This is a genomic window from Streptomyces sp. NPDC001678 (assembly GCF_042892945.1).
Taxonomy (GTDB): Bacteria; Actinomycetota; Actinomycetes; order Streptomycetales; family Streptomycetaceae; genus Streptomyces.
The window spans coordinates 16340-31561 of sequence record NZ_JBIAUP010000022.1 but is presented as its reverse complement, the minus strand read 5'-3'; the positions used below and the strand labels follow the sequence as shown (position 1 = coordinate 31561).

The window sequence follows — 15222 nt, the reverse complement described above, 5'->3', positions numbered from 1 at the left end:
CCCGGCAGGGGAGTCGTGCCCCGGTCCCGCCCCTTCGCCGTTTCCCGGGGCTGCCGCCCCGGCCCCCGGAGGCCCGAGGGCTTCGCCCCGGGCGCGGTGCCCGAAAACGCCGGACGGGGCTGACGTACGTCAGCCCCGTCCGGGGGTTCGAGGGGGCGGAGCCCCCTCGGAGACGGTGAAGGGGCGGGACCGGGGCCGGCCCCGCGCAGCGGCACCGTCAGGCGTCGGAACCGCCCGGCATCTCGACGTTCGCGCCCAGATCCCGCAGCTTCTGCATGCTGTGTTTCCCGGGGGATGCCCCCCGGACCCCCAGCCGGGGCGTGGTCAGCCCTGAGCGGCAGGCTCGGGCATCTCCACGTTCGCGCCCAGATCCCGCAGCTTCTGCATGAAGTTCTCGTAGCCACGGTTGATCAGGTCGATGCCGTGCACCCGGGACGTCCCCTCCGCGGCCAGCGCCGCGATCAGGTACGAGAAGCCGCCGCGCAGGTCGGGCACGACCATGTCGGCGCCCTGGAGCTTCGTCGGGCCGGAGACGACGGCCGAGTGGAGGAAGTTGCGCTGGCCGAAGCGGCAGGCGGAGCCGCCCAGGCACTCGCGGTAGAGCTGGATGTGCGCGCCCATCTGGTTGAGCGCGGAGGTGAAGCCCAGGCGGGACTCGTAGACCGTCTCGTGGACGATCGACAGACCGCTCGCCTGCGTCAGGGCCACGACCAGCGGCTGCTGCCAGTCGGTCTGGAAGCCGGGGGCGACGTCCGTCTCCAGCGCTATGGCGTTGAGCGGGCCGCCCGGGTGCCAGAAGCGGATGCCCTCGTCGTCGATCTCGAAGGCGCCGCCGACCTTGCGGTAGGTGTTGAGGAACGCGACCATCGAGCGCTGCTGGGCGCCGCGGACGTAGATGTTGCCCTTGGTGGCCAGCGCCGCGGACGCCCAGGAGGCCGCCTCCAGGCGGTCGGACAGCGCGCGGTGGTTGTAGCCGCCGAGCTTGTCGACACCGGTGATGCGGATCGTCCGGTCGGTGTCCATGGCGATGATCGCGCCCATCTTCTGCAGCACGCAGATGAGGTCCTCGATCTCCGGCTCCACGGCCGCGTTGGACAGCTCCGTGACGCCCTCCGCCAGGACGGCGGTGAGCAGGACCTGCTCGGTGGCGCCGACCGACGGGTAGGGCAGGCGGATCTTGCAGCCGCGCAGCCGCTGCGGGGCCTCCAGGTACTGGCCGCCCTCGCGCTTCTCGATCGTCGCGCCGAACTGGCGCAGCACCTCGAAGTGGAAGTCGATCGGCCGGCCGCCGATGTCGCAGCCGCCCAGGCCCGGGATGAAGGCGTGGCCGAGGCGGTGCAGCAGCGGGCCGCAGAGCAGGATCGGGATGCGCGAGGAGCCGGCGTGCGCGTCGATGTCGGCGACGTTGGCGCTCTCCACGTACGTCGGGTCGAGGACCAGCTCGCCGGGCTCGTCGCCGGGGCGGACGGTCACACCGTGCAGCTGGAGCAGACCGCGCACGACACGGACGTCACGGATGTCGGGCACGTTGCGCAGCCGGCTGGGACCGTGCCCGAGCAGGGCGGCGACCATGGCCTTCGGCACGAGATTCTTCGCGCCGCGGACGCGGATCTCTCCCTCGAGCGGGGTGCCGCCGTGGACAAGCAGGACATCGTCAGGGCCGGTCATGGATCTCGCGTTCCTGGAGTTGGGCAGGGGGCAAGAAGAAAGGGTAATGCGACCGGGGGGCCGTTCTGGTGCGTTGAGGGCCCGGAAAGCACGTCATGGGTTTGTCACAACACTCTGTGTTTATGGAATGGTCGCTACCGGTTATCACCGGGGCGCCGTGAAGCCTCCCCGGAGACCCGGCGGCACGCCCCGGGCGGCCTTTCCGGCGCTTTCCGTGGCCGCCGGGTCGCTTTCGGTCACTTGCGCGGGCGCTGCTCTCGTACGCCCCCTGCCCGCCCCGGGCGGGGGCGCTCGTCCACTCCCCCCGACGGGCCGAAATGCGGGATCATGTGCCCATGACCGAGGTGTCCTCGCTCACAGGGCGACTGCTTGTCGCGACACCCGCGCTGTCAGACCCCAATTTCGACCGCGCGGTGGTGTTGCTGCTCGACCACGACGAGGACGGCTCCCTCGGCGTGGTCCTGAACCGCCCGACCCCGGTCGGCGTCGGTGACGTCCTGGAGCCCTGGGCCGCGCTGGCCGGGGAGCCCGGGGTGGTCTTCCAGGGCGGCCCGGTCTCCCTGGACTCGGCGCTGGGCGTGGCGGTGGTGCCGGGAGAGGCCCGGGAGCACGACGGCCCGGCCCCGGCCGGGGAGGACGCCGCCGCGGGCCCGCTGCCGTCGTCCGCCATGGGGGACCCCGTCGGCTGGCGCAGGGTGCACGGGGCGATCGGCCTGGTCGACCTGGAGGCCCCGCCCGAGCTGCTGGCCAGGGCCCTGGGCTCGCTGCGGATCTTCGCCGGGTACTCCGGCTGGGGGCCCGGGCAGCTGGAGAAGGAGCTGGCCGAGGGAGCCTGGTACGTGGTGGAGTCCGAGCCCGGCGACGTGTCGTCCCCGGACCCCGCGCGGCTGTGGCGGGCCGTACTGCGGCGTCAGCGCAGCGAGCTGGCGATGGTCGCCACCTATCCGGACGACCCGAGCCTCAACTGACCCGGGCCGGCCCCAGTACTCTTGGAGACCATGAGCACTCTTGAGCCCGAGCGCGGGGCAGGTACCGGCACCCTCGTAGAGCCGACGCCGCAGGTGTCGCACGGCGACGGCGACCACGAGCGCTACGCCCATTACGTCCAGAAGGACAAGATCATGGAGAGCGCGCTCTCCGGTTCCCCGGTCGTCGCCCTGTGCGGCAAGGTCTGGGTGCCCGGGCGCGACCCCAAGAAGTACCCGGTCTGTCCGATGTGCAAGGAGATCTTCGACGGCATGGGTGCCGGCGGGGACGACAAGGGCGGCAAGGGCGGCGACAAGAAGTAGCCCCCGCTTCGGGAAGCAGCCCCCGCTTCTCCCTCCTCGGGTTCGCCTACGGCTCCCAGGGCGCGTGATCGCGCCCTGGGAGCCGTTCGCTTTTGGTGGGGCCTATTTGGCGGGGCCTTCTTGGTGGGGTCTTCTTGGCGGGGTCTTTGCTCTTGTCGGGGCGCCGTCACCCGCCTAGCCTCTCCCTCGGTTGTGCGCTGCGAAACGTCCATTGCGTATGTTGCAACGCCTCGGGGGGCCGTATGGCATGGCGAACGCTCGTCCTGGTCGTGGTGGGGGCGGTGCTGTGCGCCGCCGGCGCCTGCGCGCCCCGCACCCCGGCCGGCGGCCCGGGCGGGGACCGCGCGACCGGCACCCTGCGGGTCTGGCTCTTCCGCGAGGTCGACAACGGGCCCAAGGCGGCGGTCGTCGACGAGGCCGTCGCCGCCTTCGAGAAGACCCACCGAGGGGTGCGGGCCGAGGTCACCTACATCCCCGTCGAGACCCGGGCCCAGCGGATCAAGGCCGCCTTCAACGACCCGCGCAGCGCCCCCGACGTCGTCGAGTACGGCAACACGGACACGGCCGGCTACGTCCGGGACGGCGGCCTCGCCGATCTCACCGCCGACCTGGCGGCCTGGGACGACGCCCGCGCCCTCGACCCGGCCGCGAAGCGGTCCGTGACCGTGGACGGCAAGCAGTACGGCACACCGCTGTTCGTGGGCGTCCGGGCCCTGTACTACCGCGCCGACATCTTCCGGAGCCTGGGGCTCCGGCCCCCGGCCACCCTGGACGAGCTGGCCGCGACCGCCCGCCGCGTCCACGCGGCCCGGCCGGAGCTGTACGGGCTCGCGGTGGGCGGCGCGTACACCTACGCCGCGCTGCCCTTCGTCTGGGCGCACGGCGGGGACGTCGCCAGGCGGAAGGGACGGTCGTACGAGGCCACCGTCGACGACCCCGCCGCCAGGACGGGCATCGCGGCCTACACGAGCCTGTTCGGCGACCACAACTGCCCCACGAGCCGGTGCGCCCGGATGACCGGCAACGACACCGTCCAGGCCTTCGCGTCCGGCAAGGCGGCCATGGCCATCGCCGGTGACTTCAGCCATCAGGCCATGGAGAACAGCAAGGTCAAGGGCGCGTACGGGGTCGTACCGCTGCCCGGTACCCAGGAAGGGCGGATAGCACCGGCCTTCGCGGGCGGGAACAACCTGGGGGTGCTCAGAAGCAGCTCCCACCGCACCCTCGCCGTGGACCTGCTGAAGACCCTGGCCGGCAAGCGCACCCAGGCCCGGCTCTTCGACGCGATGGGCTTCCTGCCGGCCTTCTCCGACGTCCGGGCGGAGGCGGCCCGGAAGCGGCCCTTCGTCGAGCCCTTCGTACGGACGCTGGCGGCGGGCGCGCGGACCGTACCGGTCACCCCGGCCTGGGCCGCCATCGACGCCGGGCAGGTGCTGCCGACCCTGCTCCAGGAGGTCGTGAGCGGACGCGAGGACGTGGCCGCGGCGACCGCCGGGGCGGCACGGAAGATGAACGACGCCTTCCGGAAGAACGGGGCCAGGTCGTGAAACGGACTCCGGTCGTGCGGGCCCGGGTCACGCGAGCGAAGGGCGGGGCACCCTGGCTGTACCTCGCCCCGGCGCTCGTCGTCCTCGGCGGGCTCCTCGTCTACCCCGTCTACGAGCTCGGCCTGATCTCCTTCCTCGAATACACCCAGGCCCAGGTCAGCGGGGGAGAGCCGACCGGCTTCCAGGGCCTGGCCAACTACCGCGCGCTGTTCGCCGACGCACAGTTCCGCCAGGTCCTCCTGACGACCGTCGTCTTCGCGGCCGCCTGTGTCGTCGCCACCCTGGCCGTCGGCTGCGCGCTCGCGGTGCTGCTGACACGGATCCGGGCCCTGCCCCGGCTGGCGCTGACGCTCGCCGCGCTGGGGGCCTGGGCCACGCCCGCGATCACCGGCTCCACCGTGTGGGTCTTCCTGTTCGACCCCGACTTCGGCCCGGTCGACAAGGCGCTCTCCCGGCTCGGGCTGAGCGGATTCGACGGCTACGCGTGGACCTACGACCGGTACAGCGCCTTCGCACTCGTCCTGCTGGAGATCGTCTGGTGCTCGTTCCCCTTCGTCATGGTGACCGTCCATGCCGGCATCCGGGCGATCCCGGGGGAGGTGCTGGAGGCGGCGGCGCTGGACGGGGCCTCGCAGTGGCGGATCTGGCGGGACGTCATGGCGCCCATGCTGCGCCCGGTGCTGGTCGTCGTCACGATCCAGTCGGTCATCTGGGATTTCAAGGTCTTCACACAGATCTATGTGATGACGAACGGCGGCGGTATCGCCGGACAGAATCTGACGCTGAACGTCTACGCCTATCAGAAGGCGTTCGCCTCCTCGCAGTACGGACTCGGTTCGGCGATCGGCGTGGTGATGCTGCTGATCCTGCTGGCGGTGACGCTCGGATACCTGCGGCTGCTGAGACGACAAGGGGAGGAGATATGAAGCGGCCCCGGCGACTCGCAGCCGAGGCGACGGCCCTGCTCACCGCTGCCGTGGTGGCCTTTCCGCTCTACTGGATGGTGCTCTCGGCCTTCAAACCGGAAGGAGAGGTGCTGTCGGAGAACGCCCGGCCGTGGACCGCGCACCCCACCCTGGACGCCTTCCGGCGGGTCTTCGGACAACAGGACTTCGGCCGCTACCTTGCCAACAGCCTGCTGGTCGCCGTCGTCGTGGTCGTCGCCTCCGCGCTGATCGCCTTTCTGGCGGCCGTGGCGGTCACCCGGTTCCGCTTCCGTTTCCGGACGACGCTGCTCGTCATGTTCCTCGTCGCACAGATGGTGCCGGTCGAGGCCCTGACGATTCCGCTCTTCTTCCTGATGCGGGACCTGGGCGATGTGACCGGGCTGCCCGGCGTCGGGCTCAATACGCTGGGCTCGCTGATCCTCCCGCACATCGCCTTCTCCCTCCCCTTCGCGATCTGGATGCTGCGCGGCTTCGTCCGGGCGGTGCCGGAGACGCTGGAGGAGGCGGCGTACCTCGACGGGGCGAGCCGGGCCCGTTTCCTGTGGCGGATCCTCTTTCCGCTGGTCTTCCCGGGACTGGTGGCGACGAGCGTCTTCTCCTTCATCTCGACATGGAACGACTTCCTCCTTGCCAAGTCCTTCATCATCAGCGCCACCGAGAACTCGACGCTCCCGATGGCGCTGCTGGTCTTCTTCAAGGACGAGGGCAACGACTGGGGCGGCATCATGGCGGCGTCGACCGTGATGACGATTCCGGTGCTCGTCTTCTTCGTACTGGTACAGCGCGGGCTCGTGTCGGGTCTGGGCGGAGCGGTGAAGGATTGAAGGACAGGACTGAACCATGGACGATCTCGATCTCGATCTCGATCTCGATCTCGATCTCGGCCTGATCCCGGCCCCGGTGTCCGTCCGCGAGGTGCCGCCCCCGGGCCGGTACGTCCTCGACGAGGAGACGCTCGTCGAGGCGCGCCCCGGCACCGAGGGCGTCGCGCGCTGGCTGCGCGCGACCGTCGGCGCGGCGACCGGGCTGCCGCTGGCTCCGGGCGACGATGACGACAACCGCATCGTGCTCGCCGTCGACCCGGCGCTCGGGCGCGGGCTCGGCCCTGAGGGATACCGCATCGTGGTGGACGGCTACGCCGTGCGCGTCGACGGAGGCAGCGCCGCCGGTGTCTTCTGGGGCGCCCAGACCCTCCGTCAGCTGCTCGGACCGGAGGCCTTCCGGCGGGCGCCGGTGACGGCGCGCCGGGAGTGGACGCTGCCTTGCGCCGTCATCGAGGACACCCCCCGCTTCGCCTGGCGCGGCGTCCTCCTCGACGTCGCCCGGCACTTCCTCCCCAAGGACGGCGTCCTCCGCTACCTCGACCTGCTCGCCGCCCACAAGCTCAACGTCCTCCACCTCCACCTGACGGACGACCAGGGCTGGCGCGTGGAGATCGAGCGCTATCCGAGGCTGACCGAGACCGGCGCCTGGCGCGCCCGCACCAAGCTCGGGCACCGGGCCTCGCCGTTGTGGGACGAGCGGCCGCACGGCGGTTACTACACGAAGGACGATATGCGGGAGATCGTCGCGTACGCCGCCGAGCGGCACATCACCGTCGTACCCGAGATCGACCTGCCCGGCCACTCGCAGGCCGCCATCGCCGCGTACCCCGAACTGGGCAACACCGACGTCATCGACACCACCGCCCTCTCCGTCTGGGACACCTGGGGAGTCAGTCCGAACGTACTCGCCCCCACTGACAACACCCTCGCCTTCTACGAGAACGTCCTCACCGAGATCCTCGACGTCTTCCCCTCCCCCTTCGTCCACATCGGCGGCGACGAGTGCCCCAAGGACCAGTGGAAGGCGTCCCCGGCGGCCCAGGCGCGGATGGCGGCGGAGGGACTGGCGGACGAGGACGAGCTCCAGAGCTGGTTCATCCGCCACTTCGACCGCTGGCTCGCGGAGCGCGGCCGACGGCTGGTGGGCTGGGACGAGATCCTCGAAGGGGGCCTGGCGGAAGGCGCCACCGTCTCGTCCTGGCGCGGCTACGCGGGCGGCATCGCCGCCGCCCGGGCCGGTCATGACGTCGTGATGTGCCCCGAACAGCAGGTCTACCTCGACCACCGCCAGGCGCCCGGCGCCGACGAGCCCGTGCCCATCGGCTACGTCCGCACCCTGGAGGACGTCTACCGCTTCGACCCGGTGCCGGCGGAGCTGACGGAGAGCGAGGCCGCCCGGGTCCTCGGTGCCCAGGCCAACCTCTGGACCGAGGTGATGGAGGACCAGCGGCGCCTCGACTACCAGGCGTTCCCGCGCCTGGCCGCCTTCGCCGAGACCGTGTGGTCCCCACTGCCCGCCCCCGCCGCCCGCGACCACGCCGGCTTCGAACGCCGGATGGCCGCCCACTACACCCGGCTCGACGCCCTCGGCGTCGACTACCGCCCGCCCGGCGGGCCGCACCCCTGGCAGCGCCGGCCCGGAGTGCTCGGACGCCCGATCGAGGGCGCGCCCCCGATCGTGTGAGCCGCGCCGGAAGGTGACGAACCGTGCGGCGGCCCCTGGCACGGTGGTCCTCCACACACTGCCGTAAGTCGTACAAGGGCCGTACAAGAGTCAGCAAGCACCGCAATACGCTGGCAAACCACCCACAGTGGTGAGAGTCTCCCAACCCGGACTTTCGCCCTGGGCGGGCACGCGACCACGGCTTGCGGACCCTCGCGACAGCGGAACCGGAAGATGTGCCAAAGTTTCCACGTCCGGGCCGACAGCACGTACCGTACGGCGAGGGCCCGACGGAACAGTCGGGCCCACCGGGAAGGGGCACCTGGGTTGACCACGCACGCACCGCAGGCGGCGCACACGGTGACGTTGCCGGGCTCGCTGGACGAGGCCGTGGCGGCACTGGCCGCCATGCCCACGGCCGTGCCCGTCGCCGGCGGCACCGATCTCATGGCGGCCGTCAACTCCGGGCTGCTGCGCCCCGCGGGACTCGTCGGCCTCGGCCGCATCAACGAGATCCGGGGCTGGCAGTACCAGGACGGCGCCGCCCTGCTCGGCGCCGGCCTCACCCACGCCCGCATGGGCCGCCCGGACTTCGCCGCCCTCATGCCGGCGCTCGCCGCCGCCGCCCGCGCCGCCGGACCGCCCCAGATCCGCAACGCCGGCACCCTCGGCGGCAACATCGCCTCCGCCCAGCCGACCGGCGACACCCTGCCCGTGCTGGCCGCCCTGGAGGCCTCGCTCGTCATCGCCGGCCCCGGTGGCGCGCGCCGCGAGATCCCCGTCGGCCGTCTGCTGGCCGGGCTCGACATGCTGCGCCCCGGCGAGCTGATCGGCTACGTGCGCGTACCGCTGCTGCACGCCCCCCAGACCTTCCTCAAGGCCACCGGCCGCATGGGCCCAGGCCGCGCCATCGCCTCCGTCGCCGTCGTCCTCGACCCGGCGCGGCGCGGCGTGCGCTGCGCGGTGGGCGCGGTGGCGCCGATGCCGCTGCGGCCCTTCGACGCCGAACGCTGGGTGTCCTCGATCGTCGACTGGGACGGCGAGCGCACGCTCGCGCCGGACGCCCTCGCCGCCTTCGGCGACTACGTCGCGGCCGCGTGCATCCCCGATCCGGTCCCCGTGCCGAACCCGTTGTCCCCCCATGACCCCCTTGATCCCCACAACCCTCACGCCCCTCATGACGGAGCCGAGCCCGGTACCCTGCCGCCGGCCGTGCTGCATCTCCGTCGTACGGTGGCGACCCTGGCCCGCCGAGCACTGGGGAGGGCACTCGCGTGAGTGACGACCAGCAGCGACACACCCATGCCCCCGCGCCCGGCGCGGGCGGCTGGCAGCCGATCCCGCAGGGAGCGGGCCTGGAAGCGGACGGCACGACCTTCCTCCAGCTCCCGCCCGAGCTCCTGGCCCAGACCGGCCCCGGGGCCGGCGCGGGATGGGGCCCCCTGGCGGCGCCCGGCACGGGCTACGCGCCCCCGGTCGCCCCGGCCGTGGACTCCTGGCAGCAGCCGCAGCACTCCGTTCAGCACCAGCCGCAGCACCAGGCCCAGCACCCCGCTCAGCACCAGGTCCCGCACCAGCAGCCGGAGGCCGCGCCCGCGCCCGCGCCCGTTCAGCAGCACGTGCCGCAGGTACCGGCGCAGCAGCACTGGGACGCGTACGGGCAGCGTGCCGCCGGCTCCTACGACCACCAGCCCGCGGCCGCGTCGTACGACCAGCACGTTCCGGACGGGCATGCGCTGGTGCCGGACCAGCACATTCCGGACCAGCATGTTCCGGACCAGCGCGTGCCGGACCAGCACGTGCCGGGCGCGGACGACGGCGGTGCCGCCGATCCGCACGCCACCGCGCAGTGGCAGGTGTCCTTCGCGGCGGACGACACGGGGAGCGTCGCCACTGTCGCCGAGCCCGCGGGCCCGGAGCCGCTGGACCACCCGGAACCCGTGAACCACCCGGAGCCGCTGGACCACCCGGGGCTCGGGGCCACGGGGCAGTGGTCGGTCCCGGCCGCCGGGGACGACTCGGTGGAGGAGTCGGGGGAGTACGCGCTGCGCGGTTCCGCCGCGCGGCAGTGGTCCGTACCGGCCGCGCGGGACGCTTCCGCCGGGTACGGAACGGGTGTTGCCGGCGTCGACGCCGACGACCGCGCGGTCACCGATGCGGGCGATAATCCGACCGGCGAGTGGACGGCCGCGGCCGAGCCCGCCGTGACGGAGAACGCGGCGCTGGCCGAGCCCGCCGTGACCGGTGAGGCGAGTGAGACGGCCGAGGCGGAGACCGAGGCGGGGACCGAGGCGGAGGAGCCCGGGGCCACCGAAGTCGCGCACGACGCCGGGACGCAGCCGACACCGGAACCCGCACCGGCCCGAACCGAAGGCCACGACCAGGCTGAGGCCGAGACCGAGACCCAAGGACAGGCCGAAGCCCAGGGACAGCAGGCCGACATCCCGGCTCCCGCCGACCCGCAGCCCTACGCCCTCAACGAGCACCCCTGTGCCTCGTACGTCCTGCGCGTCAACGGCACCGACCGTCCCGTGACGGACGCGTGGATCGGCGAGTCGCTGTTGTACGTCCTGCGCGAGCGCCTCGGCCTCGCGGGCGCCAAGGACGGCTGCTCGCAGGGGGAGTGCGGCGCGTGCTCCGTCCAGGTGGACGGCCGGCTGGTCGCGTCCTGCCTGGTGCCGGCGGCGACGACCGCGGGCGCGGAGGTCCGTACGGTCGAGGGCCTCGCGGCGCACGGACAGCCGTCCGACGTGCAGCGGGCGCTCGCCCAGTGCGGTGCCGTGCAGTGCGGCTTCTGCGTACCCGGTCTCGCGATGACCGTGCACGACCTGCTGGAGGGCAACCACGCCCCGACCGAGCTGGAGACCCGGCAGGCCATCTGCGGCAACCTCTGCCGCTGCTCCGGCTACCGGGGAGTGCTCGAAGCGGTGCGCCAGGTCGCCGACGAGCGCGCCGAGGCGGCCGCCCTGGAAGAGGAGGCGGCGGCCGAGGCGGACCCGGCGACGCACGAGGAGCAGGCCCAGGTCTTCCAGGCCCCGGACGCGGGTCCGGCCGGGGCGGGCATCCCGCACCAGCAGCCCGGCCCGTACGGCGACGGCGCGTACGCCCAAGCCCCGTACGGCGAAGGGGCGTACGGCGAAGGGGCGTACGGGACGGACGCGTACGGCGACGGCTCGTACACCACGGGCTCATACGACGGTGCCGGTGGCGGTACCGGCCCGTACGGGAACGGCCCCTACGGTGACGGCCCGTACGGGGACGGCGGCACCGGCAGCGGCTTCGGAAAGGCAACGGCATGACGGGAATGGGCGGGATGACCGGTACGGGCGGAATGGCGGGCGGCACGGGCGCGGGCGACATCCCGGCGTCCGTCATCACCGCCACCGCCGTACCGCCCGCCACTCCCGAGGGGCCCCTCCTCGGCATCGGCGTCTCCCTGCCCTCCGTCGACGCGGAGGCCAAGGCCCAGGGCACGTTCCCCTACGCGGCGGACCTGTGGGCCGAGGGCCTGCTGTGGGCGGCCGTGCTGCGCTCGCCGCACCCCCACGCCCGTATCGTCTCGATCGACACCTCGGCGGCCGCGACGATGCCGGGCGTCCGGGCCGTCGTCACCCACGCCGACGTGCCGGGCGAGACCGTGTACGGCCGGGGCGTCGCCGACCGGCCCGTCTTCGCATCCGACCTGGTCCGGCACCACGGCGAGCCGATCGCCGCCGTCGCCGCCGACCACCCGGACACGGCGCGCCTCGCCGCCGCGGCCATCGTGGTGGAGTACGAGCCGCTCGACCCGGTCACCGACCCCGAGCAGGCGTTCGCCGCCGAGCCGCTGCACCCCGACGGCAATCTGGTCCGGCACATCCCGCTGCGCTTCGGCGACCCCGAGGCGACAGGCGAGGTCGTCGTCGAGGGCCTGTACCGGATCGGCCGCCAGGACCCCGCCCCCATCGGCGCCGAGGCCGCGCTGGCCGTGCCGCGCCCCGACGGCGGCGTCGAGATCTACACCGCCTCCACCGACCCGCACGCCGACCGCGACCTCGTCGCCGCCTGCCTCGGCCTGGAGCAGGACCGCGTCAAGGTCGTCGTCACGGGAGTCCCCGGCGCCATGGGCGACCGCGAGGACCCGGGCGTCCAGCTCGCCCTGGGACTGCTCGCCCTGCGCACGGGCCACCCGGTGAAACTGGTGGCGACGCGCGAGGAGTCCTTCCTCGGCCACCCGCACCGCCACCCCACCCTGCTGCGCTACCGCCACCACGCGGACGCCGAGGGCAAGCTGGTCAAGGTCGAGGCCCAGATCCTGATGGACGGCGGCGCCTACGCCGACTCCTCCTCGGACGCGCTGGCGGCGGCAGTGGCCTTCGCCTGCGGCCCGTACGTCGTCCCGCACGCCTTCGTGGAGGGCTGGGTCGTCCGCACCAACAACCCGCCCTCCGGGCACGTCCGCGGCGAGGGCGCCATGCAGGTGTGCGCCGCGTACGAGGGCCAGATGGACAAGCTCGCGGCGCAGCTCGGCCTGGACCCGGCGGAACTGCGGATGCGCAATGTGATGGCCACGGGCGACGTCCTGCCCACGGGCCAGACCGTCACCTGCCCGGCCCCGGTGGCCGAACTCCTGCGAGCGGTCCGCGACTACCCGCTGCCGGGGTTGCCGAAGGACGACCCGGACGGCAACGAGGACGACTGGCTCCTGCCCGGCGGCCCCGACGGCGCGGGTGACCCGGGCGCGGTGCGCCGGGGCGTCGGCTACGGCGTGGGCATGGTCCACATGCTGGGCGCGGAGGGCGCCGACGAGGTGTCCACGGCCACGGTGAAGGTCTCCGGCTCGGTGGCCACGGTCATCTGCGCCGCCGTGGAGACCGGCCAGGGCTTCGCGACGCTGGCGCGGCAGATCGTCCAGGACGTCCTGGGCATCGAGGAGGTCCACGTCGCCCCGGTCGACACCGACCAGCCGCCCTGCGGCCCGGCCGCGCACGGCCGCCACACCTGGGTCTCGGGCGGCGCGGTGGAGCGCGCGGCGAGAATGGTCCGCACGCAGCTCCTCCAGCCCCTGGCCCACCAGTTCGGCATGTCGACGGAGCTGCTGACGATCGCCGACGGCAAGATCACGTCGTACGACGGCGTCCTGAGCACCACGGTGGCCGAGGCCCTCGACGGCAAGGAACTCTGGGCCACGGCCCAGTGCCGCCCCCACCCGACGGAGCCCCTGGACGACTCCGGCCAGGGCGACGCCTTCGTCGGCATGGCCTTCTGCGCGGTACGGGCCGTGGTGGACGTGGACGTCGAGCTGGGCTCGGTACGGGTCGTCGAACTGGCCCTGGCCCAGGACGTGGGCCGCGTCCTGAACCCGGCCCAGGCGAGGGCCCGCCTCGAAGCGGGCGTCATCCAGGGCCTGGGCGCCGCGCTGTCGGAGAACCTCCGCACCAACGCCGGCCAGGTCCGCCGCCCCGACCTGATGTCGTACGCCCTCCCGACGGCCCTGGACGCGCCGGAAGTCCACATCGTCAAGCTGGTGGAGGAGCGGGACGTAGTCGCCCCCTTCGGCGCGAAGGCGATCAGCGCGGCCCCGGTCGTCACCTCCCCGGCGGCGGTGGCGGGCGCGGTGCGGGCGGCCACGGGCCGGCCGGTCAACCGCCTGCCGATCAGGCCGCAGACGGCGGCGGTGGCTTCCTGAGTAGGCGTACTCAGGTGAATGTCGGTATCTGTCAGTAGTCTTGTGGCTCTTGCACGCAAGACAACTGACAGGCTGACATGAGGGGCGGGGCGAAGACCGTGGGCGCGGGTGTGGGCGTGGGCGGGGCATCGGGACTGCGGGCGGAACTGCAGTCTCTCGAATCCTTCAAGGGCAGGGTCGACGCCCTCCTGACCTACCTCCAGGGTACGGAGGCCTCCCCGCACCGCATAGCGGACAATCACCTGGTGCCCGCGCAATTGGGCGTGGGCTTCGCGGAGGTCGAGTCCCTCTACAGCGCGTACAACGGGGTCCACGCGCAACTCAAGGCGCTGTCCCAGCTCCTGAGCGACCAGATCGAGGCCCTGGGCACGGCGGTCCACGCGGCCAAGGTCGGCTACGCGAACGTCGACGCGGACCTCCGCGACCGCATGTGGGCGATCCAGGCCCGGACGAGAGAGCTGTACGAGCCGGGCCACGACCCGAACGCGAAGCGGACAGCCCCGGCGCCCCGACCGCAGGGCGGCAGCGACGAAGGACAGATCTGATGACCACGCCGATGAACCCGCCCCCTTCGACCACCCCGTCCCCTCTGATCCGGCAGCCGAGCAGCGGCTTGTTCACGACATCGGACTTCGAGTCGATGTCGCACGAGCAACTGCGCGCCATGATCGAGCAGGCGGACCCGTCGGGCACCGAGAACCTGGGCGCCAAGCTCATGGTCGCGGCCGTCGCCATCAAAAAGCTCGGCGAGGACCTGAAAGCCGAAATGCCCAAGGTCGACTGGGAGGGCCAGGGCGGCGACGCCTTCCGCGAATGGGGCGCCGACATGGCCAACGCGACGCTCCGCCTGGGCGACTACAGCCACCGCACGGGCTCATGGATGATCGAGGCGGCGCAGACCCTGTCCCTGGTCAAATCGTCGATGCCGGAGGTCTCGACGGAGTCGAAGACCGTCCTGGCATCCTTCCGCAGCGCCAACCCGGGCCAGGTGGGTGCCATCGCCCCGCCGACGGTGTCGAACCAGGGCAGCGGCTTGTCGTCCGGCCCCGCTTCGGGCCCGTCGCAGGCCCAGGCGTACGCGGCACAGCGGCAGCTGGATGCCGATCGCGCAGAGGCGGCACAGCTGATGCGGAGGCTGGCGCAGTCCTATGCGTGGTCGGCACACCAGATTTCTACGGGGGAGCGGCCTACGTTTCGGCCGATGCCGCAGGAATTCGTGCCGCCGCCCAGCGACGGCGTGGAGCGTACTCGTCACCTCCCGTCGGCTGGTCCGTCTGGCGGCGGGCAAGGCTATGGGCGGCAGGGCGGCGGAGGTAGGGCTTCATCTGGTTCGACGACGAGTGCGGTGGCTACCCCTGCTCTAAGGGGGGAGCGCCGTGATGCAGCTTTGTCTGGTGTGAGCCCTGGTACGGCGAGGGTTGGCCTGGCTCCCGAACACCGTGGTGTCGTCCTGCCGACTGAGCGCACGGGCACGGTGGTCGACAGTGTCACTCCGGTACCCACCTCCCCGCCCGCCACGCCCAGGGGAGAGACTGACGCCCATGCTGTAGGTCGTACGGCTGGTGGTTCGCCGTCTTCGCCGGGTGTGGTTCCACCGCCTGTGGCAACCAGCGTGG

12 protein-coding genes are annotated in these 15222 nt (G+C 72.5%); 10 read left to right on the top strand and 2 right to left on the bottom strand.

The features are described 5' to 3' along the window. Positions 1-324 precede the first annotated feature (324 nt). Positions 325-1668 (bottom strand): UDP-N-acetylglucosamine 1-carboxyvinyltransferase, encoded by a 1344-nt coding sequence (murA, locus tag ACFYZR_RS30855; RefSeq protein WP_391916393.1) that lies wholly within the window; start codon positions 1666-1668, stop codon positions 325-327. Positions 1669-2003: 335 nt separating this feature from the next. Between murA and ACFYZR_RS30850 the strand changes: the two genes are divergently transcribed. From ACFYZR_RS30850 to ACFYZR_RS30805, 10 genes are all read left to right on the top strand, one after another. After that, a complete protein-coding gene (locus tag ACFYZR_RS30850; RefSeq protein ID WP_391916390.1) occupies positions 2004-2636 on the top strand; it encodes a YqgE/AlgH family protein in 633 nt (210 codons plus the stop codon). A gap of 30 nt (positions 2637-2666) precedes the next feature. Then, positions 2667-2957, top strand: a complete 291-nt coding sequence (locus tag ACFYZR_RS30845) for a DUF3039 domain-containing protein (RefSeq protein ID WP_109281359.1) — start codon at positions 2667-2669, stop codon at positions 2955-2957. 242 nt (positions 2958-3199) lie between these two features. Further along, positions 3200-4504 carry an extracellular solute-binding protein gene (locus ACFYZR_RS30840; RefSeq protein WP_391916386.1) on the top strand — a complete coding sequence of 435 codons (1305 nt, stop codon included), beginning with the start codon at positions 3200-3202 and terminating at the stop codon, positions 4502-4504. Then, entirely contained in the window at positions 4501-5430 is a 930-nt protein-coding gene (locus ACFYZR_RS30835; RefSeq protein ID WP_391916383.1) for a carbohydrate ABC transporter permease, read from the top strand. Before ACFYZR_RS30840 ends, ACFYZR_RS30835 begins: the two co-directional genes overlap by 4 nt. Further along, positions 5427-6275, top strand: a complete 849-nt coding sequence (locus ACFYZR_RS30830) for a carbohydrate ABC transporter permease (protein ID WP_391916381.1) — start codon at positions 5427-5429, stop codon at positions 6273-6275. Before ACFYZR_RS30835 ends, ACFYZR_RS30830 begins: the two co-directional genes overlap by 4 nt. A gap of 16 nt (positions 6276-6291) precedes the next feature. Next, positions 6292-7959, top strand: a complete 1668-nt coding sequence (locus tag ACFYZR_RS30825; RefSeq protein WP_391916378.1) for a beta-N-acetylhexosaminidase — start codon at positions 6292-6294, stop codon at positions 7957-7959. 306 nt (positions 7960-8265) lie between these two features. After that, positions 8266-9216 carry an FAD binding domain-containing protein gene (locus ACFYZR_RS30820; RefSeq protein WP_391916375.1) on the top strand — a complete coding sequence of 317 codons (951 nt, stop codon included), beginning with the start codon at positions 8266-8268 and terminating at the stop codon, positions 9214-9216. After that, positions 9213-11237, top strand: coding sequence for a 2Fe-2S iron-sulfur cluster-binding protein (locus ACFYZR_RS30815; RefSeq protein WP_391916372.1), 2025 nt, complete (start codon positions 9213-9215; stop codon positions 11235-11237). Before ACFYZR_RS30820 ends, ACFYZR_RS30815 begins: the two co-directional genes overlap by 4 nt. Positions 11238-11242: 5 nt before the next feature. After that, entirely contained in the window at positions 11243-13606 is a 2364-nt protein-coding gene (locus ACFYZR_RS30810; RefSeq protein WP_391916511.1) for a xanthine dehydrogenase family protein molybdopterin-binding subunit, read from the top strand. A 77-nt stretch (positions 13607-13683) separates the two neighbouring features. Next, positions 13684-14151 carry a hypothetical protein gene (locus tag ACFYZR_RS30805; protein WP_391916370.1) on the top strand — a complete coding sequence of 156 codons (468 nt, stop codon included), beginning with the start codon at positions 13684-13686 and terminating at the stop codon, positions 14149-14151. Positions 14152-14461: 310 nt separating this feature from the next. Here ACFYZR_RS30805 and ACFYZR_RS30800 read toward each other — a convergent pair whose 3' ends face one another. Next, entirely contained in the window at positions 14462-14605 is a 144-nt protein-coding gene (locus ACFYZR_RS30800; RefSeq protein WP_391916368.1) for a hypothetical protein, read from the bottom strand. Between the last annotated feature and the right edge of the window lie 617 nt (positions 14606-15222).

Coding starts and splice junctions, on each gene's coding strand:
- ACFYZR_RS30810 (WP_391916511.1), top strand. CDS start 11,243: ATGGGCGGGATGACCGGTACGGGCGGAATGGCGGGCGGCACGGGCGCG.
- murA (WP_391916393.1), bottom strand. CDS start 1,668: ATGACCGGCCCTGACGATGTCCTGCTTGTCCACGGCGGCACCCCGCTC.
- ACFYZR_RS30845 (WP_109281359.1), top strand. CDS start 2,667: ATGAGCACTCTTGAGCCCGAGCGCGGGGCAGGTACCGGCACCCTCGTA.
- ACFYZR_RS30800 (WP_391916368.1), bottom strand. CDS start 14,605: ATGGCACCCACCTGGCCCGGGTTGGCGCTGCGGAAGGATGCCAGGACG.
- ACFYZR_RS30840 (WP_391916386.1), top strand. CDS start 3,200: ATGGCATGGCGAACGCTCGTCCTGGTCGTGGTGGGGGCGGTGCTGTGC.
- ACFYZR_RS30830 (WP_391916381.1), top strand. CDS start 5,427: ATGAAGCGGCCCCGGCGACTCGCAGCCGAGGCGACGGCCCTGCTCACC.
- ACFYZR_RS30850 (WP_391916390.1), top strand. CDS start 2,004: ATGACCGAGGTGTCCTCGCTCACAGGGCGACTGCTTGTCGCGACACCC.
- ACFYZR_RS30805 (WP_391916370.1), top strand. CDS start 13,684: ATGAGGGGCGGGGCGAAGACCGTGGGCGCGGGTGTGGGCGTGGGCGGG.
- ACFYZR_RS30825 (WP_391916378.1), top strand. CDS start 6,292: ATGGACGATCTCGATCTCGATCTCGATCTCGATCTCGATCTCGGCCTG.